This is a genomic window from Bradyrhizobium sp. SEMIA (genome assembly GCF_014844175.1).
Lineage (GTDB): Bacteria > Pseudomonadota > Alphaproteobacteria > Rhizobiales > Xanthobacteraceae > Bradyrhizobium > Bradyrhizobium arachidis.
The window spans coordinates 7,549,733-7,576,662 of record NZ_CP046601.1; the positions used below are offsets into that span (position 1 = coordinate 7,549,733).

At 58.7% G+C, this 26,930-nt stretch carries 27 protein-coding genes and 4 pseudogenes; 3 read left to right on the plus strand and 28 right to left on the minus strand.

Annotation, left to right across the window (positions count from 1 at the left end; all coding sequences use genetic code 11):
* Window positions 1–11 precede the first annotated feature (11 nt).
* The 11 genes and pseudogenes from FOM02_RS36295 to FOM02_RS36345 all read right to left on the minus strand — a co-directional run bounded on the left by FOM02_RS36295 (window position 12) and on the right by FOM02_RS36345 (window position 6,321).
* Window positions 12–371 (minus strand): DUF3024 domain-containing protein, encoded by a 360-nt coding sequence (locus tag FOM02_RS36295; protein WP_027563340.1) that lies wholly within the window; start codon window positions 369–371, stop codon window positions 12–14.
* On the minus strand, window positions 368–625 hold the full coding sequence (locus FOM02_RS36300) for a nitrogen fixation protein NifZ (RefSeq protein WP_027563339.1): 258 nt from the start codon (window positions 623–625) through the stop codon (window positions 368–370). The genes FOM02_RS36295 and FOM02_RS36300 overlap by 4 nt, the downstream gene beginning before the upstream one ends.
* A pseudogene (locus FOM02_RS36305) lies at window positions 622–935 on the minus strand (nitrogen fixation protein NifZ). Before FOM02_RS36305 ends, FOM02_RS36300 begins: the two are co-directional and overlap by 4 nt.
* 355 nt (window positions 936–1,290) lie before the next feature.
* Window positions 1,291–1,515 (minus strand): 4Fe-4S binding protein, encoded by a 225-nt coding sequence (locus tag FOM02_RS36310; protein WP_035730299.1) that lies wholly within the window; start codon window positions 1,513–1,515, stop codon window positions 1,291–1,293.
* An 11-nt stretch (window positions 1,516–1,526) separates the two neighbouring features.
* A complete protein-coding gene (nifB, locus tag FOM02_RS36315; protein ID WP_265440842.1) occupies window positions 1,527–3,083 on the minus strand; it encodes a nitrogenase cofactor biosynthesis protein NifB in 1,557 nt (518 codons plus the stop codon).
* Window positions 3,084–3,446: 363 nt separating this feature from the next.
* The gene (locus FOM02_RS36320) at window positions 3,447–3,587 is read right to left on the minus strand and encodes a hypothetical protein (protein ID WP_265440843.1); all 141 of its coding nucleotides are present in this window, start codon (window positions 3,585–3,587) and stop codon (window positions 3,447–3,449) included.
* Entirely contained in the window at window positions 3,580–3,870 is a 291-nt protein-coding gene (locus tag FOM02_RS36325; RefSeq protein ID WP_265440844.1) for a hypothetical protein, read from the minus strand. The genes FOM02_RS36320 and FOM02_RS36325 overlap by 8 nt, the downstream gene beginning before the upstream one ends.
* 401 nt (window positions 3,871–4,271) lie before the next feature.
* Window positions 4,272–4,496 (minus strand): putative nitrogen fixation protein NifT, encoded by a 225-nt coding sequence (nifT, locus tag FOM02_RS36330; protein WP_265440845.1) that lies wholly within the window; start codon window positions 4,494–4,496, stop codon window positions 4,272–4,274.
* A 5-nt stretch (window positions 4,497–4,501) separates the two neighbouring features.
* Window positions 4,502–5,674, minus strand: a complete 1,173-nt coding sequence (gene nifS / locus FOM02_RS36335) for a cysteine desulfurase NifS (protein WP_265440846.1) — start codon at window positions 5,672–5,674, stop codon at window positions 4,502–4,504.
* On the minus strand, window positions 5,671–5,961 hold the full coding sequence (locus tag FOM02_RS36340) for a NifU family protein (protein ID WP_265440847.1): 291 nt from the start codon (window positions 5,959–5,961) through the stop codon (window positions 5,671–5,673). The genes nifS and FOM02_RS36340 overlap by 4 nt, the downstream gene beginning before the upstream one ends.
* 39 nt (window positions 5,962–6,000) lie before the next feature.
* Window positions 6,001–6,321 carry an iron-sulfur cluster assembly accessory protein gene (locus FOM02_RS36345; protein WP_265440848.1) on the minus strand — a complete coding sequence of 107 codons (321 nt, stop codon included), beginning with the start codon at window positions 6,319–6,321 and terminating at the stop codon, window positions 6,001–6,003.
* 272 nt (window positions 6,322–6,593) lie between these two features.
* On the opposite strand from FOM02_RS36345, the gene FOM02_RS36350 reads away from it, so the two are divergent.
* Window positions 6,594–7,184, plus strand: coding sequence for a hypothetical protein (locus FOM02_RS36350; RefSeq protein ID WP_265440849.1), 591 nt, complete (start codon window positions 6,594–6,596; stop codon window positions 7,182–7,184).
* Window positions 7,185–7,192: 8 nt separating this feature from the next.
* Here the strand turns inward: FOM02_RS36350 and FOM02_RS36355 are convergent, their stop codons facing one another.
* Window positions 7,193–7,588, minus strand: coding sequence for a Rieske (2Fe-2S) protein (locus tag FOM02_RS36355; protein WP_027563332.1), 396 nt, complete (start codon window positions 7,586–7,588; stop codon window positions 7,193–7,195).
* A gap of 712 nt (window positions 7,589–8,300) precedes the next feature.
* Here FOM02_RS36355 and FOM02_RS36360 point away from each other — a divergent pair.
* Window positions 8,301–8,933, plus strand: a pseudogene (locus tag FOM02_RS36360) (IS5/IS1182 family transposase); the annotation flags it as partial.
* 571 nt (window positions 8,934–9,504) lie between these two features.
* On the opposite strand, the pseudogene FOM02_RS47370 reads toward FOM02_RS36360, so the two are convergent.
* From FOM02_RS47370 to FOM02_RS36430, 14 genes and pseudogenes are all read right to left on the minus strand, one after another.
* Window positions 9,505–9,637: pseudogene (locus tag FOM02_RS47370) on the minus strand (IS256 family transposase); the annotation flags it as partial.
* A 402-nt stretch (window positions 9,638–10,039) separates the two neighbouring features.
* Window positions 10,040–10,915 carry a host specificity protein gene (locus FOM02_RS36370; RefSeq protein ID WP_265440850.1) on the minus strand — a complete coding sequence of 292 codons (876 nt, stop codon included), beginning with the start codon at window positions 10,913–10,915 and terminating at the stop codon, window positions 10,040–10,042.
* 1,187 nt (window positions 10,916–12,102) lie between these two features.
* Window positions 12,103–12,402: a ferredoxin III, nif-specific gene (fdxB, locus tag FOM02_RS36375; protein WP_265440851.1), complete on the minus strand. Its 300-nt coding sequence runs from the start codon at window positions 12,400–12,402 to the stop codon at window positions 12,103–12,105.
* A 14-nt stretch (window positions 12,403–12,416) separates the two neighbouring features.
* Entirely contained in the window at window positions 12,417–12,617 is a 201-nt protein-coding gene (locus FOM02_RS36380; RefSeq protein WP_265440852.1) for a CCE_0567 family metalloprotein, read from the minus strand.
* Entirely contained in the window at window positions 12,614–13,090 is a 477-nt protein-coding gene (locus FOM02_RS36385) for a NifX-associated nitrogen fixation protein (protein ID WP_027563326.1), read from the minus strand. Before FOM02_RS36385 ends, FOM02_RS36380 begins: the two co-directional genes overlap by 4 nt.
* Window positions 13,091–13,096: 6 nt before the next feature.
* Window positions 13,097–13,492, minus strand: a complete 396-nt coding sequence (gene nifX / locus FOM02_RS36390) for a nitrogen fixation protein NifX (RefSeq protein WP_027563325.1) — start codon at window positions 13,490–13,492, stop codon at window positions 13,097–13,099.
* The gene (gene nifN / locus FOM02_RS36395) at window positions 13,489–14,898 is read right to left on the minus strand and encodes a nitrogenase iron-molybdenum cofactor biosynthesis protein NifN (protein WP_265440853.1); all 1,410 of its coding nucleotides are present in this window, start codon (window positions 14,896–14,898) and stop codon (window positions 13,489–13,491) included. Before nifN ends, nifX begins: the two co-directional genes overlap by 4 nt.
* A 9-nt stretch (window positions 14,899–14,907) precedes the next feature.
* Window positions 14,908–16,554, minus strand: coding sequence for a nitrogenase iron-molybdenum cofactor biosynthesis protein NifE (gene nifE / locus FOM02_RS36400; protein WP_265440854.1), 1,647 nt, complete (start codon window positions 16,552–16,554; stop codon window positions 14,908–14,910).
* Window positions 16,555–16,648: 94 nt separating this feature from the next.
* Complete coding sequence (gene nifK, locus FOM02_RS36405; RefSeq protein ID WP_265440855.1) at window positions 16,649–18,205, minus strand: nitrogenase molybdenum-iron protein subunit beta; 1,557 nt, start codon at window positions 18,203–18,205, stop codon at window positions 16,649–16,651.
* 66 nt (window positions 18,206–18,271) lie between these two features.
* Window positions 18,272–19,774, minus strand: coding sequence for a nitrogenase molybdenum-iron protein alpha chain (gene nifD, locus FOM02_RS36410; protein ID WP_265440856.1), 1,503 nt, complete (start codon window positions 19,772–19,774; stop codon window positions 18,272–18,274).
* 461 nt (window positions 19,775–20,235) lie between these two features.
* Window positions 20,236–21,483 (minus strand): cysteine desulfurase, encoded by a 1,248-nt coding sequence (locus tag FOM02_RS36415; RefSeq protein WP_265440857.1) that lies wholly within the window; start codon window positions 21,481–21,483, stop codon window positions 20,236–20,238.
* Complete coding sequence (gene sufD / locus FOM02_RS36420; protein ID WP_265440858.1) at window positions 21,480–22,802, minus strand: Fe-S cluster assembly protein SufD; 1,323 nt, start codon at window positions 22,800–22,802, stop codon at window positions 21,480–21,482. The genes FOM02_RS36415 and sufD overlap by 4 nt, the downstream gene beginning before the upstream one ends.
* 17 nt (window positions 22,803–22,819) lie before the next feature.
* Complete coding sequence (gene sufC / locus FOM02_RS36425; RefSeq protein ID WP_265440859.1) at window positions 22,820–23,572, minus strand: Fe-S cluster assembly ATPase SufC; 753 nt, start codon at window positions 23,570–23,572, stop codon at window positions 22,820–22,822.
* Between the two features lie 64 nt (window positions 23,573–23,636).
* Window positions 23,637–23,894 (minus strand): annotated as a pseudogene (locus tag FOM02_RS36430) (SufD family Fe-S cluster assembly protein); the annotation flags it as partial.
* A gap of 34 nt (window positions 23,895–23,928) precedes the next feature.
* Between FOM02_RS36430 and FOM02_RS36435 the strand changes: the two are divergent.
* Window positions 23,929–24,318, plus strand: a complete 390-nt coding sequence (locus FOM02_RS36435) for a Zn-ribbon domain-containing OB-fold protein (RefSeq protein WP_027564442.1) — start codon at window positions 23,929–23,931, stop codon at window positions 24,316–24,318.
* Between the two features lie 46 nt (window positions 24,319–24,364).
* On the opposite strand, the gene FOM02_RS36440 is transcribed toward FOM02_RS36435, so the two are convergent.
* Both FOM02_RS36440 and FOM02_RS36445 read right to left on the minus strand, forming a co-directional pair.
* Window positions 24,365–25,555, minus strand: coding sequence for a CaiB/BaiF CoA transferase family protein (locus FOM02_RS36440; RefSeq protein WP_027564443.1), 1,191 nt, complete (start codon window positions 25,553–25,555; stop codon window positions 24,365–24,367).
* A 24-nt stretch (window positions 25,556–25,579) separates the two neighbouring features.
* On the minus strand, window positions 25,580–26,878 hold the full coding sequence (locus tag FOM02_RS36445) for an enoyl-CoA hydratase-related protein (protein ID WP_051377681.1): 1,299 nt from the start codon (window positions 26,876–26,878) through the stop codon (window positions 25,580–25,582).
* Window positions 26,879–26,930 lie beyond the last annotated feature (52 nt).

Genomic DNA, 26,930 nt, shown 5'->3' on the forward strand with positions numbered 1-26,930 from the left:
AAGCCGGGACTTCATTGCCAAAACAGACGCTCCGGATCCGCGTTCAATTCGTCGATTGCAGAAGTCAACCGATGGCAAAGGCTGTAAAATTCCCAGATTCCTCGCGCGTGGTTCTTGCGAAACAGCTTCCAGACCCCGCACACGGTATCATAAAGAATCAGCGCGACATCGATGAGAGCGCCATCCTTGTTGACGTTGCGCGAGCAACATGGGCTCTCGACGAGGTAGCCGCCCCTCACCGGCGTCACGTTCGGCGAGACGTAGAGATAGCGCCTGCGTGAGCTCAAGCCGCGCTCGATCCGTTTTCGATCGAGCTCGTTGGGGTGAGGCACCAGCCCGGCTTTTATCTTTCTCATCAGCGCAGCATTCATGGCGAACGCCTCCATTCAAAGCACTGTGATTTCTTCCTTAGACAGCCGATGAGCAGCTGCTTACCGAACTCGACAACGTAGATCGGCACGTTCGCTTCGGTATTGATCGCGACGTTGATGATCTCTCCGCTCGCTCCGGCGGCGAGCAAGACTCCCTCGGGCTCTGTATCGGGAAATGAGTGGTCGTTAACGAGGTCGACTGCGGTCTTGGCCCGCTCGCCACGCCAATATTTTGGAAAGCCGCGCTGCGTCATGACTCCTCCGGCAACGGCAGATCATCGACCTCCGCGCAGGTGTCCACCGGCTCCAGTTCCCTGCGTTTCATGCCAACCCGGTAGCCGCTTTCCAGATATTCGACGCCGTAGATGTAGAATTGCTGCAGAAACGTGCCGATCGATACGACGTAACCCACCTCTCCCTTCTTGACGAGAACGTCGCCAATCTCCTTGCCGCGATAGGTGCCATCATTGCGATGGTGCGATTGGCTCGCACCTTTTCGCCAAAGCTGAAGGCAGGCGGCTCGGTGAGCTCGACGACGTCCCTGTCGCGAACGATGCTGTTCATGTATCGCTCTTCATGCTTCGCTCCTTTGGAGATGCGGGGAGCCGCCGCGCCTACCGCAGGCAAGATCCTGCATCACTTCATGATCGCGCGGCATCGTTAGTTACATCGACGATGGCAGCCCTGGCGAGAAGGTCGCTCTCGGTAGCGCGAACCGCCTTTGCACCACCGCGCGGAATGAAAGCCCGCCAAGGCCGTGCTGCCGACCAGCTACAGCACGAACGCACGGCAATCCAGTGCAGTCCTCGTCCGTGATGGAGGACCGAACGTCGGCGCCTGCGCCGCCGCCAACGCGCAGCACGTAGCTAATGACGCTTTCTGAACCAGCTATTGGCATGCCACTCACGGGCCTCACGCTTTAAGCTGGCGCCTGGTAGCGAGGCAAGGATGTGTCAACCACGCAGGTGTTGTCGACCGGACAGGCGGCGACACATTGCGGCTCGTCGAAATGGCCAACACATTCAGTGCATTTCGCTGCTTCAATGACGAAGCTCCCCCCCTTCTCCGAGATGGCATCGTTCGGGCATAAGGGTTCACAGGCTGAGCAGCTAGTACACTGCGAGGCGACAATCTTGAACGGCACATATTCCCCCTTTACGCTGCAGAGATCCCAGATACTTGCCGGATCGCGGCGCCGGCGCGCTGCACGTGCTGGATCTCCCCGCGTTTCACCTTGTCCAAATAGGATTTGAACCAGGCGATCGCCGACGTCTCAATGAACTCATGGGCGTATTGATCGACGGGCTCGATCCCCGCCTCGATCAGTTTGCTTTTCGGGCAACCGCCGATCTTGGACACGAAGACCGCATGGCAGTCAGGGATGCCCCCCATGATGGCGGAAAGCCGGTTCTCCTCGCCATAACCACCCTGGCAGTAAACGTCCACGCGGCGGTGGCCGACGAATTTGGCGCCGGATGTAGAAAGTTCGTAAACCTGGAATTCCTTTGCATGCCCAAAGTGCTCGTTGATCAACCCCGAGCCCTTGGTTGCGACGGCCACTAGAAGAGTGATCGCGCTCATCTCTCCGGCACATTCGGCAAGCTCCTTTTGGCCGGCCGCGACTTTGGCGGCACGCTCACGGTCTACCCTGCTCTGATATTCCTTGCGCATGTCTAAGTCATATTGGACGTCCATTTTCATGACCTGATCGGTGGTGAACTCTGCGCTGCGATCCTCCCCGAGTAGACCGACCGCATCGGCGCGGCACTGGCGGCAATGCCGCATCATTTTTATCTCCCCTTCACAAGCATCTTGCAGCGCCTTCAATTCCCACGCAGTCGGTCCGCGCTGACCGTTGAGGCCAAATACGGTGCCGTGCTCGGGCGCGGAGATCAGTGGCATGATATTGTGAAGGAAGGCACCGCGCGACTTCACCGCCTTGTTGACCTCGACCAAGTGGCGGTCGTTGATGTTCGGGATCATCACCGAGTTGACCTTGCACAGGATACCTCGTTCGCTAAGCATCTCGAGGCCTTGCAGCTGGCGATCGGTAAGTATTCTTGCCGCGTCGATGCCGGTGTAGCGCTTGTGGTTGAAGAAGATCCACGGATAGATCTTGGCGCCGATTTCGGGATCGATCGTGTTGATAGTGATGGTGACGTGGTCAACTTTGGACCTGGCGATGGTATCAATATGGTCCGGCAGAGCCAGTCCGTTGGTTGACAAACAAAGCTTGATGTCTGGAGCCGCCTTGGCGACCAGCTCGAAGGTCTTGAACGTCTTTGCGGGATTGGCCAGGGGGTCGCCGGGACCAGCGATGCCAAGGACCGTCATCTGCGGAATGGCGGTCGCGACCGCGAGCACTTTTCTTACCGCCTGCTCGGGCGTGAGCTTCTCGCTTACCACACCCGGACGCGATTCATTGGCGCAGTCGTATTTTCGGTTGCAGTAATTGCACTGGATGTTGCAGGCAGGCGCGACCGCGACATGCATGCGAGCGTAATGATGATGCGCTTCTTCGCTGTAGCAGGGATGGTTCTTGACCTTTTCCCAGATTTCGATCGGCAGATCGCCTTGCCCTGCCTGCGAGCCGCAGCTCGCCTGCCCGGTGTTGGCGGAAGCGCGGCAGCCCTTATGCTCGGCGGCGGACTTCATCTTGCCGCCATCCACTGCAGCTTTGACATATTTTCCGCGTCCGACGACCGCGTTCATTTTCATTTTTCCCTTCAGGCATCATCGGCCCCCAAGACCATCCGTGAGCCAGCCTCAAGAAGCTGGGTAGCAACTTGCATGCCATGGAGGAGACGATGAAATTGCAGCCATACGCCCACGAATTGGCGAAAACGATGGGCGCTGACTCATGTAAGAACATGCAATGATGCGCTTGTTGTCAGTGCGACAGATATGTCGTCATTCTCACGCAGCGCTTCATGGCTTGCGCATTCATTCTCGCGCTGAGCTCACCGGAACCCGGCTCCATCTGAACGGATCTTGTCGCGTTGCGGCGCTCGCAAATAACTCGACACGAGCTGGGGGATTCGGGCTTCACAAGGACGCTAATGCGTGATCAGTATCTCAACCGCGCAAGGGAGCCCGGTCGCAAGCGGTGTAAGGCCTTGCTCGAGAAGCTCGTTGCGAGAGAGCGCGTCCGGGATCCACGATCGCATAGTGGGTGTCGGCCGAGCGCTTGATGATCTGTCGGGCGTAGCTACGCAAGGGCTGATCGTTGAAGCGACAGCCGATGAAGAGAAAGGTCTGTCCGGTGCTCGCCTTTCCTTGATGATGTCCGGAATTGGTGTCTGAATGTCGATTTCAATCGACGCCTCGACATGTGTGCGTCGGAAATAAGGAAGTTGTTGGCCGGCTGCACGCTGCCATGCGGCTTGTACAACACCGTCGCCGAGCTGCCGGCCAGAGCACTGACGACCTCTTGGCCAAGTGAATCGTAAAAGCGATACCAGCAATTCTCGTCAATGGCGATGCGGGTGATACCCTGCACTTCGCCCTATCCATCGCGCTCACCCAGCACGTCCGCATAGCGGCATCATACCACGGGTCGACTATGACGGGCAGGGACAGGGATGCAAGATGATGGTGCAAACGCGTCGGCTCGACTGGCCTAGCGAAGGCCTGCGTCATCAATGCCGTCATGGCGGACGGTGTTTGCTGATCTCGACATGCTGCGCCCACGCATTGTCGCTAGCCCGCCGCGGCGGCGTAACCTTGCTCGCGAAGAAGCTGGCCAACGCCTCTGGCGTAGTCGGCATATCGGATCTGCACGATTCGGCGAGGCCAGGACCGAGATAGGGAATGGCGCGCGCGGCCCTCAACCCGGCAGCGATGTCCACGAGCTCGCCTTTGCATCGGCACCATCGACAAAGTCGATCTGTGAGGGCGCCTTTACGGATCGTCCCCCTTCCCGCCCCGTTTTTTAGCGTTAATTGTGATCGGTAACGGTGTGCCGCTCGGCATCTCAGGCAAATCAAGCACCCAGCCGTTAGCTACCTTGACCCAGCCGCCCCATAGCGTCTCGTACTCCGATTCAACGATTGGCTCTTCGAGATCCTTTTTTGGCACGTAGATCGATAGGCCCGCGTCCGGAGACCGGCGGATCATGATTTTCACGAGGTCTACTCCCTGACTGCGACGGGGGAGGTGGCGCGCAGACGAGCCACGATGTCGGACACTGCGCACACGACCTCATCGACCTCCGCGACAGAGGTTTCACGCGACAGGGAAAAGCGCACGACGCCGTGCATCCGCCACTGCGGCACCTGCATGGCACGCAGAACATGCGATGGCTGAATGGAGCCGGAGTTGCAGGCGGATCCGAGCGACACAGCGATGCCTGCCCGATCGAGATGGTGGGCGATGGCTTCGCCTTCGAGATTGTCGAAGGCAATATTGGTCGTGTTCGCCAACCGATTGCCGGTGTCGCCGAGCACAACGCACTCGCCACTCTTTAAGATTCCCTGTTCAAGACGGTCGCGCAAAGCGCCAATGCGAACGCGTTCGGGTTCAAGCCGCTCCGCCGCAAGCTCGGCGGCTTTTCCCAGGCCGACAATGCCGGGAATATTCTCAGTCCCGCCTCGGCGCCCTCGTTCCTGTGATCCGCCGCAGATCAGCGGCCGGAATTTTGTTCCTCTGCGCAGATATAGCGCGCCGGTCCCCTTGGGGCCGTGCAGTTTGTGCCCGGATAGCGACAGCATGTCGATCGCACTGTCCCTCAGGTTCACGCACACCTTACCGATGGCCTGGACCGCATCAGTGTGAAACAGCGCGCCGGCCTCACGGGCCAACCCGGCCAGAAACTCCACGGGAAAAATCGTTCCGGTCTCGTTGTTGGCCCACATAGCAGAGGCAATCGCTGTGCGTGGCCCGAGTGCGCCGCGAAACGCCTCGATGTCGAGCCGGCCGCGGGAATCTACGGGCACGATGTGCGTCTTGACTCCTCTTGTCTCCAATTGCTCGGTTAGCGCAAGAATGGCGGAGTGCTCAACTGACGTGGTGACAATCTCGTCGCGATCTTCGTGTGTCGCAAGCGCAGAGAGGATCGCGGCATTATTAGCCTCGGTCCCTCCCGAGGTAAAAACGATCTCATGATCGCATGCGTTCCCTAGCAGGATACGCAAGCTACGCCGGGCCTGCCTCACAGCGACTGCGACCTCGCTGCCAAACGCATGCGTGGACGATGCATTTCCGAACTTCTCGGTGAAAAACGGCAACATGGCTTGCACGACGGATGGATCGGTCCGAGTCGTTGCATTGTTATCGAGGTAAATCAGCATTGGATTTTCGCTCAATCCGCCATCTCGCCTGCAGCCACGACGGGGATCAGGCGACCCAATTCGTCGCGTTTATCGACAAGCCGCGCCTGAATACCTTTCAGCGTCACGCTCGAAAGCTTACACAACGTGCGGGCAGCGGACAGCCTGACCATGACCCTACTGCGATTGATCCCGATCAGGTGACAGTCGCGACCATCGCGTCCCAGATTGGGTCGGATCTCTTCGATAGCGCCGCGAATGCGGCGCTCTCGGCCTGTCGCAATGGGCGACGATTGCCTCAGTTGTTCCGGTTCGGCCGGCATGCTTCGATGTCCTCCTCATCAGCTGAACGATCTGTTTCATCAGCCAAACGATTTTCCGCACGAGCAGTTCGCGGTGGCGTTCGGGTTGTGAAACGTAAAGCCAGAACCCTCCAGTGCCATTACGAAATCGATGGTCGTCCCGATCAGATGCTCACGGCTCTTGTTATCGACGAACACCTTCAGCCCATCGCATTCGATCACGGCGTCGTCAGGATTCGGTTCTTCGGCCAGACCCATCTTGTATTTGAATCCATTGCAGCCGCCCGGTTCGATCATGACGCGCAGACCGCCGGTCGGGTGCGTCGACGATGAAATCGCGCTCTTGATTGCGTTCACTGCGCTGTGCGTCAGGTTGATCACGGCTTTCCCTCATCATCTTGGATCTAGTTGCTAGGGGCAAGTCACGTGCCAGCGCGCATACGCTTGATGATGCTCACTTCTTTGAATCGCGACTGTTGGTGTTGGAAACCGGTGTCGGGTTTCCGACAAGGCTCCGTGAGCCGATAGCAGGCACTGACGCGTTTTCTTTTAAGTTACGGCGAAGGCCGCTACGCATGGAACGGCAAGCAATTTGCATCGCATCTTGCACCGGCCAAGGCGTCGGTTAAGAGTTTAGATCGAGGAAGAATTTAATGACTGCAATCGAGAACACCGCACTCGGCAGACTTGAGAAGGAGGGCCGCCTGCTCAATGCTGTACTCAAAGGCGGGACTACGAAGGCGGGCCGGTTCGGCTTCCGCGGCGACGTGGCACTACAATTCCAGAATCAGGTCGCGGACGAGAAACGACCGCCAGACTATTCGATTGAGCAGGTGTTGACGATCGCGCAGGACGGCGAACGCACTATTCCGGTGCTGGCCGGCTACCTGCATTCCTTCGCCTATCTTGCTGACGTCGCAACCGTCCTTGACGGCGCCTTAAGCCCAACCGGCCGCTACTTCATGTTCTGCAACAACATTGATTTACTGGCGAAGTACCGAGTGAAGATCGGTGATATTAGCTTTCACGTCCTACCGTGCGATGAATCCACGGTCTGGAAGGAGATGATGGACCTGGTTGGGCTGAACAAGGACGACATCAAGAAACTCGATCCGCGCGGTAAGCTTGATTACCTCCTCGATGCCGCAAAGGATCTCGATCTGTTCTATGAGGAGATCTCTTACGACGGCGGGCTAAAGAGGATGGAGCCGGTGAAAAACCGCAACGAGAACCGCCCGGTCTGAGGCGGTCTTCAGTTGTTGGGCGATGCATCGTCTTCGACAAGACGCACACCGAGAACACAGATATCACCATCCAGAACTGCCAACGCGATCGGTGTGAGCGTTCTACCCTGACATGGACCTTCGACACACCGGCCGGTGCCGAGTTCGAAGGTCGAACCGTGCTTGCCGCACATCAGTCGGATACCGTCTGGGTCCAGGAATTGGTTCCGCTCCCAGTCCAAATTGACGTTGTTGTGAGGGCATTTGTTGACATAGCCAAGTACCTTTTTGCCCCAGCGCACCACAATGATGGACCACGGTCCGTGATTGCCATCATCATCGACGATCATAAGATGGAATCCTATGGCCTGGCGGCTCGGAATGTCGTTAAAGCCGCAAATCGCATAGATCGCGTCTGGCTGCATTCATCGCTCGTTTATTGCAAAACGTTCTTCATTGTCGCGCGCAATCAAGCCTGCAAGAACCGTACAAGTGTCGGAACGTGTTTCCGGCAATCCAACCGCAAGCTTCGCCGTCGCAGCATACCTCATTGGCGTTGACGCACAATTCAGAACAATTCGCTGGAGCATTGAGCCTTGCTGCCCTTTCCATGCCGGGCTGCGCAGCTACAGCTTTCGCGCTCCACACTTTCTGGACCATTTGCCGGACTGCTAAACTCGATGGCTGGTTGCTGCTCGCTAATCGCCACGCTGCGGAAGGCCCGGATGCCCTGCGATGGCGTATCCATCGCGGCATCGCAAGTGCTTCCCAGAACGTGAACGCTCGCTCCCCGTCCGCGAGGGGGCGCACGCGGCGAACGTGCCCCCGCTTTTAGGCTAGTGCCCGCGTGGAACGGCGAAATGTCCGTCATTTCTGGCCCGCAGCTGCTGTTGGAGCTACTTTACTGCACGAGCAGCCCCCTACTAAGAGCGCGCTCCAGTGAAGGCTCATTGCCTGAGGAATCAGACTCGAACCTCCCTCAGTATCGATACCACCGTCTTCAGCTTTCAAGATACTTCGCCGCCCGTGAAGAACGGCTAAGCGAACGAGTTAGAATCGCACTTTGTCGTTGTGGACTGGTTTGCAAATGCTGCTTTTTAGTGCACCGGGCATCGGAGCCTCTAAGCTGCCGCCCCGGCGGTGATCAAGGGGATCAGCCGCCTGGCGAGCAAGCCCGGGCGTCAAGCTGCGGCAGTCCTATCTTTGTATTGCCAAGACCGCGGCAGTGATGGCTTCCTGCTACGCCCTTGCAAGCAATTCAAGCGGCGTCACCGGCGGTTGCGCATCCTGCGCAGGCAGCTGGGCCGGATTATCCGCGAGATCCGCCGCAAGATCGAAGGTCAACCTGCGCTCGAGAACGCGTTCACCCTTCCGCTTGGCCGGGCCACGCAGATTCGGTCGCCGCGGCAGCGCCAGCGCGGCAGGAGCTGCATTCCTTCCACGCCTCGGACGTGGAGTACCACGGTGATGGAGGGGCGCCAGCGCACCTGATAATTTCGGTGCACCCGCGTCGCGCCTTCATCTCCGGCCAAAAGCCCGGGGTCTTCGGCATCATCAAGCGCGAGCTGCGCCGCCCCTCCGCCATCGAACCCGGCATAGGACAACTGGGGCAGATGGTCACCTCGGCCGCGGTTACGTCAAAGGCCGCGCCGGCGGCGCCGACAATCACCCTCTCCGCCGTCGCGCCACAACTTCCGCCGCATTCTCACCTGGCTGAGTACTCTTTGGCGCACAACCCTCATTGTTGCCCTCAGCGACCATCACCGCTGAGATCGGATTCCTAACGGACGACCAAATATAAGAACGAGGACGTGACCCAGGCGCCGGCACCAGCTCATACCATCGCGAAGAAACCACCTCGCTGAGCCTGGCTCCCGACTCCTGATCGAAGAAGGCGGCTTGCTTATTGGCCGATGCCCGAGATGACCGAACCTTCGAGCTTCGCTAGACTTTGCGGAAATGTGAGTGATGACGGCCTGAGATAGGCGACGTATGGAGGCGGGTGTGGAAGGCTGCCAAAACCTCTCGAGGAGAGCGATACGCCATGTTGACACTACCAATACTGTTCCATCAGGCGCGAACTCCTGATCGATCAAGCAAAGCGCCAGTTCTAGATCGGCCCGGGAATCGCCGTCGGCGATGGCGCGCTCGGCCCCTGGAAGGCTTCCCGGCACCCGACACCAGCGATGCTAGGTGCACAACACTGTCAATATCCTGGACAAGGTACCGCTCTCGGTGCAAGCCGCGATCAGGAGGGGTTTGCGCCAGGTCTGTTGGGCGCCGAGCCGGACGGCCGCCCGCAGCGGCAATCGACGGCGCTAGATGCGGACGGGCGGTCGAATGATCGCCGCAATCGTCGTCTCACCATGAAGAAATCGCTAGTCTATCTCATCGGTCGTTCGCAGTTGAACCCAATGCTCGGCAGGGAAGTCGTAGAAGGCCAGCAGGGTTTCGCGGTCCTTGATCAGGCTCGCGGCCAAGTTTGACCGTCCCGTAGTGAGGCCATATCATTTCCAGGTTGCGATCGGCTTCATGGTTCTCTTTGAGCTCCCGCCCCTGCTCTTACGGGCTCTGCTTTGGTGCATTGACGATGTCGCCGACTGTATCAAGATGCCCCACTCAAGCAGGATTGGTCGGTAGGACCGGCCCCTAGCCAACCCGCGGTGGGGGAGCACCGGGCTGCGCAGCGCCAGCGCAGGCAGCTGAGGGCTAAGCCGCGTTGGCGGCGAGCGGCCCAGCGCTGGTCGGTGCAGCACTCTGGGCGCGATCCCGCCGCCTGACGCAAGCGCGTGTTGAAGTGGCGAGCCATTCCTGCAGCAACATACTCAATGAGCCCGAGTAGCCACCGCTTTCAGGCCCGACCTCGTCCACAGCGACTATTCGGCAGCCGACCCCGGGCGTAGATTGAGGCGCTCGAAGTACCAAGACGTGTCATCGCCTGACGACTCTGTCTCATCACTTGCTTCACTCGAAGCTCGCTCGACGTTTGCCTGAGCACCAGTACTCTCGGCGGCAAGATATCCTTCGGGTTTGCCTACACGTTGCCATTTACCTTCAGCGTTATGCGTCCACTTGTCGGGATGCTGGTGAGGATCAAGTACCCAGTGATTCTTATCACTCACAGGAACAAAGCCCATCTGAGCCAGACGGGGCTCTATGCCTGGGAGCGCAGGTTTTGACATAATCAATGCTTGTTCGCCGTCTTGCCGAAGCTGATGCTCAAGTAGAATATCGCCAGCGTTCTCGACGAGCGGATGAGTAACCCGAAGATCTACTTGGGATGTGACCGCGTTTCGACCGGGAAACTGGGCGCTGAATCGCCTTCCTCCTACCCGAAGTCCACCTTCTGTCCTCAGAAGCCCAACAGTTTTGTCACCCAAGCGATAGGCGTAATATCGCGCCTCGTCCGTATCTTCGTCGGTGTGACCCTGGGTTCTAGCAACGTTTGCCGCGCGCTCAGCTTTTGTGGATATGAAATCCGAGTACTCCAGTGGATTATCGGCAATGTGCTTTATGTCGTCGCCATAAAAGGCCTTCACTTCTTCCCCGAACTCATCGATGTCGATCTCTTTGATCGGAGGTTGGGAAATTACGGAGTACGGCCGTGTCGCTGCCTGAGACGAACTTGGGCCAGCATCGGGCGCCATGCCTACAAGCTTTTCAGCAAAGCCCTCGTCATCTGAATGCCTTGCTTCATCAGCCTGGGTAGCGCTTGTGGATTGGCTAGATGAGCCAACAATTCGGCCATACATCGGATCGCTCTCCTGTCAGTACGGTTGGGGTGCTGAGCTCGCATTGCTCGAGCTCTACCGAGGATAGTAAGATGTCTAGCTGACCACGAGCTGACGCCGAGGTTGAGCATCTGTCGCCGGCTCTTGTGAGAGGAAGCTAACCCCTCGTCAGTGAAGGACGGCTGAGCAAATGAGCTAAAACCGCATCTCGTCGTTGTGGACCGATCTGCGAATGTGCGGTTATGGTGCACCGGGTATCGGAGTCTCGGAATTTCATTTTCTGGATTATCGACAACCATAATTCCGTCGCAGGATGCGGCCGCAGAAGCACAGGACGACGGGATCGGGCAATCTGTTCCTGGCCAGGCTGAACCAGATCGTCAATATGAAGCACGCGCGGTTCAGCTCGCCGGCACGGTTGGGACTGGATCGACATCCGCCGCTGTACAGCGAGAACGGCCGGCGCGCCGCAGGTTCACGAGCTCGTTTCGAGCGGTCAGCATCGGGCCACACAAGCTGCGAATGTAAGGCCGCTATTTGCTCCCCAGGCGGCCGTCGGCGGCAGTTGGGCATCTTGCGCGCCTGGCTGAAGACTTGCGCGCCGCATGAGGCATGTCTTAAACTACACCAGGTGCGCCTTCGGCGGAACAAGCGTTCCTGCCGGTACGAAGGTGTTGGCCTCTTGAAGTCGTGCCTGCGGGCTTTACGCGCCGCATTCTTCACGTCGAGATGCACACCTCTTGAACGCGATCATGCGGCGGTTCCCTGTGGAGACTACCGCGGAAAGAACCATGAACCCGGCAGTGGATCACGTTTACTATCGGGGTTGACACCGTGCCTGCGATAAAGAACGGACGACTACCTCGTAGGCCTATCGACCCGCTTCCACTCGTCGTTCTCATTCTCCGTCCACATTTCGGGGTGCTGGTTAGGATCAAGCACTCAGTGGTTGCTGCCCACGTGAACAACACCCTTTTCCGCTAGACGGGCTCCATGCCTCTCCTGGCAGGCGTGACAAGACCAACGGATGATCGTCTCCTCTAGCATTTGATGTTCCTTGGAACATATCGCCCGCGTTCTCGACGCGATGAGTACCTGAAGACCTACCACGGACGCAATATCGTTACGGCTCAGCTGTTCCTGAAAATGCTCTCCTTTAATCCGAGCCGGGCCTGCTGCTCTTAGAGGCCCCGGAGAGCTGCCTTCGCTCATGCAGCTTCGGCTGCAGCTGAAACGTGCGTCTGGCAGTCGGCCGGGCAAACCCTGGCGCACGCACCGCAGCCGATGCAGGCACCCTGATCGTCCAGGACCATGATCTTCTTCTCGACCTCATCGTCCTCGTCATTGTCGAGGTCGACAAGTTCGCCTTCCTCGTTGATTCCTTTCAACGTCATGACATCTCGACCGCACACCTTGAAACAGCGGCCGCAGCCGATGCACTTCTTGCTGTTGATCGAGATCAGATATTCTGGCGTCCATTCGCGCCCATCTCGCGTTGCAAATGACATGGGTCGGGCCTCCTTTAGGTATTTTCCATGGCCTTCAGATCACGGCTCTTGCGCTCCAGTTCGGCATAGGCGTCGTGCGCCTTCTGCGCCACCACCATGATCGAAGTCCAGTTGACGGGCAATTCTTCCGAAAGGTCGTGCAAATCCATCTTGGCCTGCGTCGCCTTGACGGATACTTTCCTTAGCTCGGCCTTCAGTGTTTCACGATCGCTCATGAGTATCCCCAATAGTTCGCCACGTCCGGAAATTTCCGAATCAAGTCGATTCCGTCGCCGACGTACTTGTCGCCCTCCTGCGCGAGCTTTACGAAATTATCAAATCCGAAGCGATGGACGTCGCGCAGCTGCTTGTTCACGGCGATCAGCCGGCCTGAGATGAGCACCATGCGGCCGAAGCCTTCATGATGCAGATCCAGAATCGGCTGGATCATCCCGCCGGTCTCCTTCTCGATCGAGAGCGCGACCGCATCGAAGAACAGCTTAAGCCGCCACAGTGTATCGGAATCGGGATCACCGATAATCGGCAATGCGCGCCTTTTCTGCTTGTCCAGGATATAGGGTTCGAGCAGGTCAAGATCACTCTTCGCTTCCCAGGCTCCGTTGGTATCCTGAGCACGCCAAATCTTGATCAACTCCTTGAGGAACGGCGCGTCGACGGCGCTGCCCTGCTGCTCTATTTTTGCGGTCATATCACCTCATTCGTCGAACTCGAACGTACGCCCTCGGTCCTTTGCCATGGCCTTGCGTAGCCAGGGAGGTGGCGTGCCCTTCAGTACGCGCTCGAGTTTTTCGAGCAACACCAGAATGCTTTCTGGCTTGTTCACCTTGATAGGATGGATCTTGTTGGCCACCACTCGCGCAGCCCCGGCACCACCAATGGCGGCGACGTAAAGGATTGCGCAATCCTTGATCGCCTCGATCTTCGGCGCCAACTTGTCGTCGTTGCCGTCTTCCTTTAGATCGCCCTCAAACTCGATCGCTTTGAGAAGCACGTGCCCTCCAGGCGTGACATCGTAGATTGCGATATTCTTTGCCCAACCAAAATGGGCGTCGACTCGTTTCAGGTCCTGAGTGGCAAACGCGACCTTCATCCAATCGACCCCGCAGCCGCGCCGGTGGAGCTGCGATAGCCCGAGCAAAGTGGCAGCCGGGACGCAGTCCGCCACTTATCGGGCGTAGGCCGATCGTTTTCCTCGCGGTGCGCGATCACGAGGTTGGCGATTTCAAAGATCAGATTGCGGGTACCACGATAGCCCACGGATAGTTGGTGTCCCGCACCAAGTCGATCGAACATCGGAAAACCCGTGCGAAAGAACGGCAATTTCAGCCGAGCCGCCGCTTGCCTGCCATGCGAATGCGTGATCAAGAGGTCGCAATGGTGTGTTTTGGCAAGCCCTTCCAGATCCTCGAGATCGCCAATGAGTACCTCCTTGGTCTTGATCCGCTCGATCACCTCCGACTGAGTGGTCGTCACGACCGTTGTCACCTGCGCTCCCATGTCGTGCAGCATGCCTGACAGATCGAACAGAAGATCTGGCTCAGCGCCGATAGCAACTTTGCGACCGCCAATATGGAAATGTGCGTCCAGCATTGCATCGGCGAGCTGACCGCGCTGGCGCCGATATTTCAAGGGTATGGGGCGGCCGCTGATCTCGCTCAGGAAGGTCATGAATTCGTCGCTCGGACAGAGACCGCACAGCCGCTCGAAGACACGAAAAGGCACGCCGGTTTTGACCTGCATGACCTCTGCCGCACGCTGCATCTGCGCCCCGATCGCAATCGTCCACCCGGCGCGCCCCATGCTCGCAATTTCATCGACGCCGATGCCGCCGATGGTCGTTGGCGTATACTCATCGGGGATATGCCCATCGAGCGATCCGGCCAGGTCAGGGAGGAAGGACGGGCACAAGCCGAAATCCTCCACTATGGCGCGGAGTTCATCAATGTCGCCGGGCGTCAGGTGACATCCTGGCAGAACATTCACTTTCAATGGGTCCCTCAGGCCATTGGCGCTGGGCCCTTCCACCAGCACCTCCACAATGCGTGCCACAGCCTTCTCCCACCCGTCCTGGAACGCGCCCTTGAAATCAGGCGTCGAGACATACACCATTGGCAACTTTGCGAGTGGCGGGTGCTTGTTGCGGATTAGCTTGAGGTAGGCATCCACATCGTCGCCATTGGTCTCGGTGACACCGGTCGAGCAGATACCGATGACCTTTGGCTTGGTACGGTTGTAGATGTTCAGTATCGCCTGCTCGAGATTCTCATAACCGCCGAGTACGGTCGCGACCTCGCTCATCGCCGTGGTCTGCAGCGGTACTGCCTCTTTGAAATGCCGGACGAAGAGCGTGAGCCCGAAGGATGTGCATCCCTGGGAGCCGTGCAGAAGCGGCATCGCCCCGCGCAGCCCCATGAAGGCGAATGCGCCGCCGATCGGCTGACTCATCTTCAGCGGGTTGACAGCGCAGGCTTTCGTCGGCGCCGTGACGATGGCCATGACGCCTCCCTATTCTGCGGCCTGTCGCATGGCAGTTGGCTCGGACACCAAGATACCTTCGATGCGTCTCTGGCAGCAGCCGCCGGCCGCATTGGTATGCTCTCTCACCGCTGCGACGCTCCTCAGGCCGTGCGCGTAGATTGCATCCTCAATCGTGCCCAAATCGACCGCGTTACACACGCAGATCTTCCTCGCGCGGCGCGCGGTTTCGGCGAGCGCCGGATCGCAGGCGATCGCGGCCACGGGCGATTGCATCTGCTCCATCGCCTTGGCCAATACATCCCATGGGGCCGGTCGACGTAGCTGCTCCCACATCGGACTCGAGAGTGACTTATCGATCTCCTCCACCAGCTTGACCATTCCGACATAGCCCATATAGGCGTGGCAACGCTCCTGATTGATATCGAGCCATGGCATCGCCGCTTTCAGCGCGACGAACTGCGACTTGCCGCCCGATAGCATGATGTCCGCTCTTGCGTCCTTCAACATCTTAAACATCTCGCGCGGCGTCATGTCCTCAATCATGTGGGCGTCCTGCCCCATGAGCTCCTTGATGCGCTCCTTGTCTTTCCTGGTTGATTTTTTGACGCTGGTTCCGACTAACTCAAGCCCAGATTCCTGGAGTGCCGCAACGATCGACCATGACTTGACGCCGCCGGTAATCAATAAAGCCTTCTTGCCTTCGAATCGTGGCTTGTACGGCCCGATCGCAGCCCGGGCCCACGCTTCCTCGCGCGCGATCACCGATTCAGTGCGCCCGAGCAGATCTGCAGGCGCGCCGCGCTCAACCAATAAGCGGGCAAGCTGACGCAGCGATTCGCTCGAATCTTGAATACCGTAGAACGCCCCCTCGAAGAACGGAATCCCGTAGCGTTGCTCCATCTTGCGTGCGACGTTGATCATGGACTTTGAGCACACCAACATCGCCGCCCGCGCGCGATGGGCTGAAGCGACTTCGCGATACTTGCCATCGCCGGAGATGCAGGAAAGAATCCGTATTCCAAGTTCGTCTAGCAGTGGCTTCACTTGCCAGAGCTCTCCCGAAAGGTTGTATTCTCCGATCAGGTTGATATCGTACGGGGTGGTGTAGTCTGGCTCTTGCGTCCCGATCACATAGTCGAGCAACGCCTCGCCGGCGAGCTTGTTACCGAGGTTCTTCGAGCCGACGAAGCCCGGGGAATTGATCGGGATCACCGGCTTTGCGAACCTTTGAGATGCGGCCTTACAGACTGCGTTGATATCGTCGCCAATCATCGCCGGGATGCAGGTTTGATAAACGAAGATCGCGGGCGGGTCGCACTTGTCGATGATCTCCTTGATCGCTTTGCAGAGCCGCTTCTCGCCTCCGAATACAATATCGGTTTCGCTCAAATCGGTTGTGAACGAGGTGCGCCACAGATTCGAGCCTGACGACGCCGCGCCGCGATTGTCCCAGGAATTCCCTTCGCACGCGATCGGACCATGCACCAAGTGAGCGACATCGGTGAACGGCTGTAGCGCAACCTTGGCGCCATCGAAAGCACAGCCGCCCGCAGCGCTACCCGGCTGCAGCTGCTTGGTGCAGCCATTCTTGCGTTCAGCCTCCGACTTACTGCCGTTCTTGGCGCAGCCCGGCTCGTCAAAAATATTCTGGACCGTGGCCGCTAGTGATCTCATCCCTTTTTCCTCTCAGCGCAAACTAATTGCTTGGTCAACGGTCATGTGCTTGTGCCATCGCAGTTATCGCGATGGCACGCGACACGGTCGCTCATCAACGAACGATGTCGAAGCTGTAGTCAGTTTTGCCAAGAACGTTCGTCTTCTTGTCCATCTCATCGAAGACCTTGTCCAGGATCTTCACGAGCACATTCAGGCCGCCCTGATAGCCCCATAGGGGGGACCGGTGATGGTGATGCCGATCAAAAACCGGAAAGCCGATGCGGATCAGCGGCGTTCCAGTATCGCGCTCCAGATACTTGCCATAGGTGTTGCCAATCAGAAAATCGACTGGCTCGGTGAACAGGAGTGAGCGCATGTGCCAGAGGTCCCGGCCCGGATAGGCTTGGCAGCCCTGCCCGAATGGCGAGCTTGCAAGCAGCATCTGCATTTTTTCGTGCCATGCCTTGCTGCCGTTCGTGGACAGCACATGGGTCGGTTCGGCGCCGAGTTCGAGCAGAAACGCAGCCAGCCCATAGCAAAGATCCGGATCGCCATAGATCGCGAACTTCTTGCCATGGATATGCGCGCTGGAGTCAGCGATGGCGTCGACCAAGCGGCCACGTTCTCGCGCGAGCTGCTCGGGAATCTCCTTGCCGCTGATGCGTGACAGCGCCACGATAAAGTCATCCGTTGCGGATAAGCCCACCGGGTAGTTGAAGGATACGATGTCCTGCCCATGGTCAGCAACGAATGGCAGCGTTTTTTCGGTGCACCACTGCTGCATGGAGATTGTCGCCTTGGCGTGAACCGCGTTGGCCGCATCTTCCAGCGTCGTGCCTCCGTCATACATCCGGAATTCGCCGTCTGTCGGAGTATCGAAGACTTCAGAATTATCAGCGAGAATCGTGTGCTGGATGCCCATCAACGCCAAGATGCGCTTGATCTCGCGAAGGTTCCCGACGGTATAGCCATCGAACCCACCAATGATGTTGATCGCCCCGTTCTGCTTGCGCTCCAGCTTCGGCGCTGTTCCGGCCTTACCGTCCCAAAAATGCTCCAGAATGCCCTTGAGCGCATTGTCATAACCGGTGACGTGGCTCCCGACGAACGCCGGCGTATGGGCGAATGGCACGTCGAAGTCCGCCGGGACCGAGCCTTTTTCTTTCGACGTTTTGATGAAGGCATTGAGGTCATCGCCGATCACCTCGGCCATGCAGGTGGTCGAGACTGCAATCATCTTGGGTTTGTACATGTTGTAGCTGTTCGCGAGCCCATCGATCATGTTGTTCAGACCGCCGAATACGGCAGCGTCTTCCGTCATCGACGAGGAGACGCAGGAAGAAGGCTCCTTAAAGTGCCGCGATAGATGGCTGCGGTAGTAGGCAACGCAGCCTTGCGAGCCGTGGACGAAGGGCAGCGTGCCCTCAAAGCCAACAGAGGCGAATACGGCGCCAAGCGGCTGGCATGCCTTGGCCGGATTTACCGCTAGCGCCTCGCGCGCAAAGTTCTTTTCGCGATACTCGGCCGTCTTCGTCCATTCCTTGATGCGTTCGACCTCGGCGGGCTCGCGCGGATTCTCGAATATCTTCTTCTTGGCCAGCATCTCCTGGTATTCTGGACCTCGGAACAGTTCGAGATGATCGAGCACGTGTTCGGCACTCTGCGCCATTGTTGAAATCCTTCACAATCGAGATTGGTGTCGCCCCGGCCTTCGCGCGGACCGAGATGAGTTGGTTTATTCTGCAGCCAGGAGCTTGGCCCTCGAAGCTTCCTTCCAGGGGGCCTTCGTTTTCTTCCAGACGGGCGAGTTGATGGCCATGTCCATGTCGCGGGCAAAGATGGCAAAGCCGTCATAGCCGTGATATGGGCCCGAATAGTCCCAGGAGTGCATCTGCCGGAACGGCACACCCATCTTTTGAAAAACGTACTTTTCCTTGATGCCCGAGCCGACGAGGTCAGGCTGGAGCTTTTCTACGAAGCGCTCGAACTCATAGCCATTAACGTCATCGTAGATGAGCGTGCTGTCCTTTACGTAGTGCTGAGCTGTGCGCTGATAGTCGTCGTTGTGACCGAACTCGTATCCGGTACCAATGACTTCCATCCCGAGGTCCTCGTATGCGCCGATCACATGACGCGGACGGAGCCCTCCGACGTACAGCATCACCGTCTTGCTCTCCAGGCGCGGGCGATATTTTGCGATCACAGCGTTCACCAGCGGTTGGTACTTTTCAATCACCCGCTCGGCGCCTTCCTTGATCTTGTCGTCGAAATAGCCAGAAATCTTGCGCAGCGACTCTGCGATCTTTGAAGGTCCGAAGAAGTTGTACTCGCACCAGGGGATACCGAACTTTTCTTCCATGTGGCGCGAGATGTAGTTCATAGAACGGTAGCAATGCAGAATGTTGAGCTTTGCCTTCGGCGTTGCCTCGAGCTCAGCTAGTGAACCGTCGCCGGACCACTGCGCTATCACCCGCAGGCCCATCTCCTCTAGCAGAATTCGCGATGACCAGGCGTCCCCGCCGATATTGTAGTCTCCGATGATCGCAACATCGTACGGCGTCGGCTCAAACTTTGGTTTGCCATCGGACTCGAGCTGGTCGAAAATCCAATCGCGCACCGCATCGTTGGCGATGTGATGGCCTAGTGATTGCGACACACCCCGAAAGCCCTCACAACGGACCGGCACGATGGTCTTGCCGCCGTATTCCTTGGACTTTGCTCTCGACACGGCCTCGATGTCGTCACCGATCAATCCGATCGGGCATTCCGATTGGATCGTGATGCCGTTGTTGAGCGGAAACAGCTCCTGGATTTCGTCAAGAATTTTGACCAGCTTTTTGTCGCCACCGAATACGATATCCTTTTCCTGGAAGTCGGAGGTGAACTGCAGGGTCACGAAGCTATCGATCCCCGTCGTGCCAACGTAATAATTTCGTCGGGAGCCCCACGAATATTGACCGCAGCCTACCGGGCCATGGCTGATATGGACCATGTCCTTGATCGGTCCCCAGACCACTCCCTTTGACCCTGCATAGGCGCAGCCTCTGATTGTCATCACGCCAGGTATGGATTTGATGTTGGACTTCACCCCGCAATCTGACTTGCCGGCTTGGTGAACGTTGAGGTGCTTGGCACGCCGTTTCGCGGTTTTCTCCGGATAGACCTTCAGCACCTCCTCGATCAGCTCTTTATTGCGAGCCCTGATTTCTGCGATGCTCTGGGTCGTGGCGAGACTCATCTGATGTCCTTCAAAAAGTTAGCTGTTGCGAGGGCGGCCTCTTGGGCAAGACTTTTGCAACCAGCATGCCAGCGCATCATAAGCACCAAAAACATAGCAATCAAAATCGCTTAGCGCGCCTCATGCGGTTACGGTGGCTGGTGTTGCGAACCCGACATTACGCTTGGGGAAGAGAACTCTTGGCGTGGCCCTGTTCGAAATTGAACAAGGGCTGGCTATGCGTGAAATTGCCAGCCCAATTCTCGAGCGTGTTCGCGATCGCAGTACTCTGCGATCGACCTCGCCGACGGCGCCGCACTGGAAGACCGGCCGCAAGGGCGGCTGGCCGACACAGGCCCATCAATCCTATGTATGCTTGTTGCGACCTACAGGTGCTTACCTGCTGTTATGCATGAGGTGCATGACCTCATCCTCCAGGCCTCAATGCGAGCTGCCCACCTGGAGATCGCAGGCTCGCCGAATCACGAGAACAGCTGCCGCGCCTTGATAAGCGCACGCACGAGCACATCGATCTCCTGACGTGTATTGTAAAGTCCGAGGGACGCGCGGCACGTTGCCAGCACGCCGAAGCGCTTGAGCAGCGGCATCGCACAATGGGTCCCCGCCCGCACCGCCACACCGGCGCGGTCGATGACGGTGGCAATATCATGCGCATGCGCCCCCTTCATATCAAAGGAAACGATCGGTCCCTTGTGTGCCGCGGTCCCGATCATGCGCATGAAATTGATCCCCGCCAGCCTCTCCTGCGCGTAAGCGAGCAGTACGCTCTCGTGCCTACGGATTTGCACCTTGCCTATTGAATTGATGTAATCGATAGCTGCCCCTAAACCGATGGCTTCGACGATCGGCGGCGTACCTGCTTCGAACCGGTGTGGCGGATCACCATAAATGACGCCGGAACGCGAGACCTCGCGGATCATCTCCCCGCCGCCGTTGAAGGGCGGCATCGATGCCAGATGCTCAGACTTGCCGTAAAGAACACCGATCCCGGTCGGACCATAGAGTTTGTGGCCTGTCATGACGTAGAAATCGCAATCAATGTCGCAAACGTCGGCGCTCAGATGGACGCAAGCTTGCGAGCCGTCAACCAGCACCGGGATATCACGAGCATGCGCGATCCTCACCACGTCTTTCACCGGCAATACCGTGCCGAGCACGTTCGACATTTGTGTGATTGCAACCATCTTGGTGCGCGGGGTCAGCAGTCGCTCAAACTCATCGAGCAAGAAGTTTCCGTCATCATCCACTGGCGCCCATTTGATCACTGCACCGAGACGTTCCCTGAGAAGGTGCCATGGCACAATGTTCGAATGGTGTTCCATAATGGAGAGCACGATCTCATCACCCGACTTAATGCGTTCACGGCCAAAAGTCTGGGCGACCAGATTGATTGCCTCCGTGGCGCTCCGAGTGAAGATGATCTCTTCGTTTGTACGCGCGTTCACAAACCGCGCCACCTTGGTACGGGCGCCTTCATACGCCTCGGTCGCCGCGTTTGCGAGGTAGTGCAAGCCGCGATGAACGTTGGCGTATTCGCTGGAGTACACCCGCATCATACGGTCAAGCACCGCGTTTGGCTTTTGCGAGGATGCAGCGTTATCGAGGTAAACAAGCGGCTTGCCGTACACCGTCATGGCGAGCGCGGGAAAGTCCGTACGTATACGGTTGACGTCGTAACTGCCATTGCTCACCGCGGGATGTGCGCTCATCGCCCCGCCTGCAGCCAGTGTTCAGCTTGAGCTGTCACAAAATCGCGCAGATTCTCGGAAGTGATCTCCTCAATCGACTCGCCAAGGAACGCCTTAATCAGCAACCACTTCGCATCCTTCTCGGGTAGCCCTCGAGCGCGCAGATAGAATACGAGACTGTTGTCCAGCGCACCCGATGTCGCTCCGTGGCCGCAGGTCACGTCGTCAGCCAAGATTTCAAGTTCCGGCTTACTGTCGGCCTCAGCCTCGTCGGATAAGAGCAACGCTCGCGTCGTCAAGGTGGCGTCCGTCTTCCGGGCGGCAGGACGAACGACAATTCGGCCCTGAAATACCGAGCGGCCTCGATCGTCGACGACCGCGCGGAACTTCTCGCGACTGGTGCAATGTGGCACGGCATGGTCCACCACCATCGTTGTGTCGGCGTGAAGCTCGGCCCTGATGAGATTAACTCCATTCGCCGAGACCTCGGTTCCCTCGCCAGCCAGCGAGATGAATCCCTGATAGCGGCTGATAGAGCCGCTGCAGGTCATGCTGAAGAGGTCGAGCTTAGCCCTGGCGCCGACTGCGATGATCGCCGACGAGATATTCACGGCGTCAGAGGCCGCGGCTGCGACGCGGATATACGAAAGGCTCGCCTCGTTACCGACTAGGGCGATTATCGCATCGTTGGCTTGATAGCCGCTCGCGTGTTCAGCCGAGACGAAACTTTCCACGATGGCCGCATGCGCGCCTTTACCAAGCTGTAGATACGAGCGTGTAAAGGTGGACACCGACACGCCGGTTGCGACGTGAACGATTTGAATTGGACGCTTCACCGCGTTGCCGTCGGCGATCGTAATCACCAGGCCATCTGTTGCCATTGCGGCGTTGAGCGAGATAACGGAATCGCTCGTCGTCGACAGCACCAGACCTGCCATGTCGCCAGGGACCGAATTCTCCAGGACCTCTCGCAGCGACCGCACAACAAGTTCATTTTCCAGCTTGCCGAGATCGGATAGCTCCGGCACGAATATACCATCCACCAAAACCAGTTTGACCGCCTGATCGGCAGACACGTGCTCGGCCGACGCCTTTGCGCGCACTAGTGCCTCCGCATCCGGTCGCGGAGCGAGTGGCAGCACCTCGCCGATCAGGGCGCGCAGATCGGTGTATTTCCAGTCCTCCATGCCCCGATGCGGAAGGCCGGTACGCTCGTAGACCTCAAATGCGCTCGCCCGGATTTGAGGAACAAAGCCTGCACCAGGCAGCCGTCCACGCGCCGCAGCGAAAACATTGCCACTTGTGCGTTCGGGGTCGGCTTTGGGCAAAACCTGCTTCATCGGAGTCCCTAGAGCCGTCAGGCCGCGTCTTCGAATTGGCCGTAGCCACAGGCTTCGAGCTCCAGCGCGAGTTCCTTGTCGCCGCTCTTCACGATCCGCCCTTTAGACATCACGTGCACAACGTCCGGCACGACATGGTCGAGAAGCCGCCGATAGTGCGTGATCACGATCATGGCTCGTTCGGGCGAACGCAAGCCGTTGATGCCATTGGCGACGATACGCAGCGCGTCGATGTCGAGGCCGGAATCGATCTCATCAAGGATGCACAGACTCGGCTCGAACAATGCCATCTGCAAAATTTCGTTGCGCTTCTTCTCGCCGCCGGAGAATCCGACATTAACGCCTCGCTTGAGCATGTCCTGGCGAATGTTGAGTGAACCGGCCACCTTGCGGACTCTTTTCAGAAATTCTGGGGTGGAGAATTCCTGCTGGTCCCGCGCCTTTCGCTGGGCGTTCAGTGCCGCCCGCAGGAAGTTCATGGTGGTCACGCCAGCGATCTCGACCGGATACTGGAATGCCAGGAACACGCCCGCGGCGGCGCGTTCGTCCGGGTCCATCTCGAGAAGGTCCTCGCCCTTGAACAGGATCTGGCCGTCGATGACTTCGTAGCCGGGTTTGCCGGCAATGACGTGCGACAGGGTCGATTTGCCGGAGCCGTTCGGTCCCATGATCGCGTGCACCTCACCCGCATGGACGTTAAGATCGAGGCCGCAAATAACTTCGCGGTCTTCGACACCAACATGCAAATCTCGGATTTCGAGTATCGCCATTCTAATCTGATCCCTGAAATGTCATCTGGCGAGCCGCATTCGGGGCGGCTCGCGGGAGGTTGGGTTATCCGACAGATCCGTCGAGCGAGATCGAGATCAGCTTCTGCGCTTCCACTGCAAATTCCATCGGCAGCTTTTGCAGAACTTGCTTGACGAAGCCGTTGACGACGAGGCCGACGGCTTCTTCCTGCGAAAGGCCGCGCTGGATGCAGTAGAACAGCACGTCCTCGGAGATCTTCGAGGTCGTCGCCTCGTGCTCGAATGTTGCCGACGAGTTCTTGGCTTCGATGTACGGCACGGTGTGCGCGCCGCATTTGTCGCCACGCCGCCTCGACGGCCATTCTGGAGCGCGTGTGATGAGCGAAGCGAAAAAGTATCCGGCCCCGGTGACGAACCCCGAGACCGCAGCGTTCTGGGATGCGGCCAAGCAGGGCAAGTTCATGATCAAGCGCTGTACTGCCTGCGGCGACGCGCATTACTTCCCGCGTTCGATCTGCCCGTTCTGCTACTCCGACAAGACGGTGTGGGAGGAGGCATCGGGCGAGGGCACGATCTACACCTACAGCCTGATGCGGAAGTCGCCGACCGGTCCTTACGCGATCGGCTACGTCACGCTGAAGGAGGGCCCGTCGGTGCAGACCAATTTCGTCGACTGCGATCTCGAGAAGCTGAGGATCGGCCAGAAGGTGAAGGTGGTATTCAAGCCGACCGACGGGGCGCCACTGCCGTTCTTTACACCGGTGTAGATGCGACGGACCATTCTATCTTCGGACGCAGTCGCACGTGCGCCGGTCAACTGACGATCTCCTCACGGCGCAATTCGGCGATGCTCGCGGCGGAAAGACCCAAGTCCTTCAGCACGTCGTCCGTGTGCTGCCCAAGGGTCGGCGGCGGCAGGCCGGGGTTGCGCTCTTCTCCGACAAACGTCACGGGATGTCCGACGCAATTCAGCCGCCCTACGTTGGGATGATCGTACTGCATGATCAGCTTGTCTGCCTTTGTATGCGGATGGTCGAGAAGCTGCGCCAGCGTATTGATCGGCGAGCAGGGAATGCCGACCTCGTTCAGCGCTGCATTCCAATGCTCGACTGTCCTGGTCGAGATCACCGCCTGGACGTGGCGCAATGTTTCATTGCGCTGCTTGACTCGATCCGCATTGGTGCGGAATTTCGGGTCATCCACGATCGCGTTCAAGCCCGCGACGGCGCAGAACTTGCGCCAGAGATTGTCGTTGGCCACCCCGATCATGATCGGTCCGTCCGCGGCCTCGAAGGCCTGATAAGGACATAGGGACTCATGGCTCGAGCCACATTTGGCCGGCTGCGTTCCCCGCTCCCAGAACGTCTGGAGATTGTAGCCGAGAAGCCCCAGAGCCGTGTCGAACAGCGACACCTGGATCGCCGCTCCCCTGCCCGACTTCTCTCGCGCAAACAGGCTCGCAAGGATACCGCTGAAAGCATGCACGCCGGTCATCTGATCGATCGGCGAGATCGGGCTGCGGATATAGCCGCCGCCCTCGTCGCCAGTCATGGACATGATGCCGCTGAAGGCCTGCAGGATCACATCGTAGCCGGGCGAGCTCCTGAGCGGGCCCGTCCGGCCGAAGCCCGAGATGCTGCAATGGACCAGGCGGTCATTCAGCGCGCACAGGCTCGCGGCATCGATTCCCAAGCGCTCGGCGACGCCCGTGCCGAAGCTTTCGATCGCGACGTCGGCCGACTTCGCGAGCTCGTGCACGAGCTTGCGCCCCTTGTCGGACTTCATGTTGATCGCGATGCTGCGCTTGTTGCGATTGGCACTTAGAAACACAGTGCCGAGCCCGGGCGCCGGAAACGGCGGCCAGCCGCGTGTCTCATCCCCCTGCCCCACCGCCTCGACCTTGATCACCTCGGCGCCGAGATCACCAAGGTATTGCGCGCAGAGCGGACCTGCGAGCACCTTCGACAGATCGAGAACCTTGATCCCTTCAAGAGGTCTGGACACGACGTCTCTCCTTCGAAAAACCCACTAGCTCAGCCCGGCTGCAAACAGGCCGCCGAGATAGGCTGGAAAGCCCGCCTGCGTGACCAGGACATAGTCCGCAGCGCGACGCTCGGACTCGTCAAGCTGGGATCGCCAGCCTGCGGCGGCGGCCTCGGCATCCGCCAGCCGCGCGCGCAGCAGCTCCTTGCCCCAGGTCCTCGGCTCATCGTCATGCCAATAGACGGCGCCCGCGACACCCCCATCGAACTCGACCTTGTGCGTCTGCTCGCCCCGGAAGCCTGCCCGCGCAAACGCCTCCGCCAGCTCCTTGCCACGCTCCGACTGGACGCCGAGCACCTCCGAGACCGCGGCCACGGCTTCCGTGATCCTGGGATTTGCGCCCTTCTTCTTCATCCGTTCATAGTCGAGCCGGCCGAGAAACAATGTCCTGATCATGTTGCGTGGCTCCCGCCGCTGGATCAGCTTTGCGAAGATCTGCATCTCAGTGCGGATGGCCATATCGAAGTCCTGCGGGAGCCCCTGCTCGACGCAGTCGAGAATGGCGGAAAGCGCCGGATAATGGCCGAGCGTCTCGGCCAGCATCTTGCTTCGTTTCGCTTCGATCGTCGTCCCGACCTGCTGCGCGTCCGTCGCATGCCAATTCGGCCGATCCCAAGGCTGCGCGGACTGCGGTCGCGACAGCACCCAACGCTCGGCCGCGGCGACTTCTTCGCCTGGCGCTACCAATTCCTGCGCAAGTCCCGCCGCGATCGCCGCCTGTCCGCCGATCCGCGCGCCATCGAGCAACACGGGCAGCGCCGCCTCGATCCCGATCAGGCGAGGCAAACGCTGAGTTCCACCGCCGCCCGGCAGCAATCCGACAAGTGATTCCGGCAGGCCGAACGTCGCCTGCGGATGATCGGCGATGACCCTGTGATGCGCCGCAAGGGCAAATTCGCAGCCGCCGCCCAAGGCAAGCCCGGCGATCGCAACCGCGACCGGCTTCCCAGCCGTCTCGAGCCTGCGCAGACCGTGGCTCAATCGGAAGAAATGATCGAAGGCAAGCCGATCGCGCTCGCCTGCTGGCGCGGCCATGATCATGTCATAGGCCGTTTCCAGCTCGGCCAGATCGGCGCCTGCGCAGAAGGCGGATGATTTGCCGGAACGGATGACGACGCCCACCACATCGCTTTGCCTGAGCCAGTCCGCAAACAGGCCAAGCTCCTCGATTGCCGCATTCGAGAACACGTTCATCGACCGTCCCGGCATGTCGAAGATGAGGTGCAGGACGCGCTGGTCCGACAATTCGATGCGAAACTGCTTCAGCTCCGGCCCGACCGTCATTGCTTCCTCTCCCTTCCCGTTACCGTTCGTTGGTGTACGATCGTACTTGCAC

Coding starts and splice junctions, on each gene's coding strand:
- FOM02_RS36295 (WP_027563340.1), bottom strand. CDS start 371: ATGAATGCTGCGCTGATGAGAAAGATAAAAGCCGGGCTGGTGCCTCAC.
- FOM02_RS36300 (WP_027563339.1), bottom strand. CDS start 625: ATGACGCAGCGCGGCTTTCCAAAATATTGGCGTGGCGAGCGGGCCAAG.
- nifB (WP_265440842.1), bottom strand. CDS start 3,083: ATGAACGCGGTCGTCGGACGCGGAAAATATGTCAAAGCTGCAGTGGAT.
- FOM02_RS36340 (WP_265440847.1), bottom strand. CDS start 5,961: ATGCCGGCCGAACCGGAACAACTGAGGCAATCGTCGCCCATTGCGACA.
- FOM02_RS36350 (WP_265440849.1), top strand. CDS start 6,594: ATGACTGCAATCGAGAACACCGCACTCGGCAGACTTGAGAAGGAGGGC.
- FOM02_RS36355 (WP_027563332.1), bottom strand. CDS start 7,588: ATGCAGCCAGACGCGATCTATGCGATTTGCGGCTTTAACGACATTCCG.
- FOM02_RS36370 (WP_265440850.1), bottom strand. CDS start 10,915: ATGTATGGCCGAATTGTTGGCTCATCTAGCCAATCCACAAGCGCTACC.
- fdxB (WP_265440851.1), bottom strand. CDS start 12,402: ATGTCATTTGCAACGCGAGATGGGCGCGAATGGACGCCAGAATATCTG.
- FOM02_RS36380 (WP_265440852.1), bottom strand. CDS start 12,617: ATGAGCGATCGTGAAACACTGAAGGCCGAGCTAAGGAAAGTATCCGTC.
- FOM02_RS36385 (WP_027563326.1), bottom strand. CDS start 13,090: ATGACCGCAAAAATAGAGCAGCAGGGCAGCGCCGTCGACGCGCCGTTC.
- nifX (WP_027563325.1), bottom strand. CDS start 13,492: ATGAAGGTCGCGTTTGCCACTCAGGACCTGAAACGAGTCGACGCCCAT.
- nifN (WP_265440853.1), bottom strand. CDS start 14,898: ATGGCCATCGTCACGGCGCCGACGAAAGCCTGCGCTGTCAACCCGCTG.
- nifE (WP_265440854.1), bottom strand. CDS start 16,554: ATGAGATCACTAGCGGCCACGGTCCAGAATATTTTTGACGAGCCGGGC.
- nifK (WP_265440855.1), bottom strand. CDS start 18,205: ATGGCGCAGAGTGCCGAACACGTGCTCGATCATCTCGAACTGTTCCGA.
- nifD (WP_265440856.1), bottom strand. CDS start 19,774: ATGAGTCTCGCCACGACCCAGAGCATCGCAGAAATCAGGGCTCGCAAT.
- FOM02_RS36415 (WP_265440857.1), bottom strand. CDS start 21,483: ATGAGCGCACATCCCGCGGTGAGCAATGGCAGTTACGACGTCAACCGT.
- sufD (WP_265440858.1), bottom strand. CDS start 22,802: ATGAAGCAGGTTTTGCCCAAAGCCGACCCCGAACGCACAAGTGGCAAT.
- sufC (WP_265440859.1), bottom strand. CDS start 23,572: ATGGCGATACTCGAAATCCGAGATTTGCATGTTGGTGTCGAAGACCGC.
- FOM02_RS36435 (WP_027564442.1), top strand. CDS start 23,929: ATGAGCGAAGCGAAAAAGTATCCGGCCCCGGTGACGAACCCCGAGACC.
- FOM02_RS36445 (WP_051377681.1), bottom strand. CDS start 26,878: ATGACGGTCGGGCCGGAGCTGAAGCAGTTTCGCATCGAATTGTCGGAC.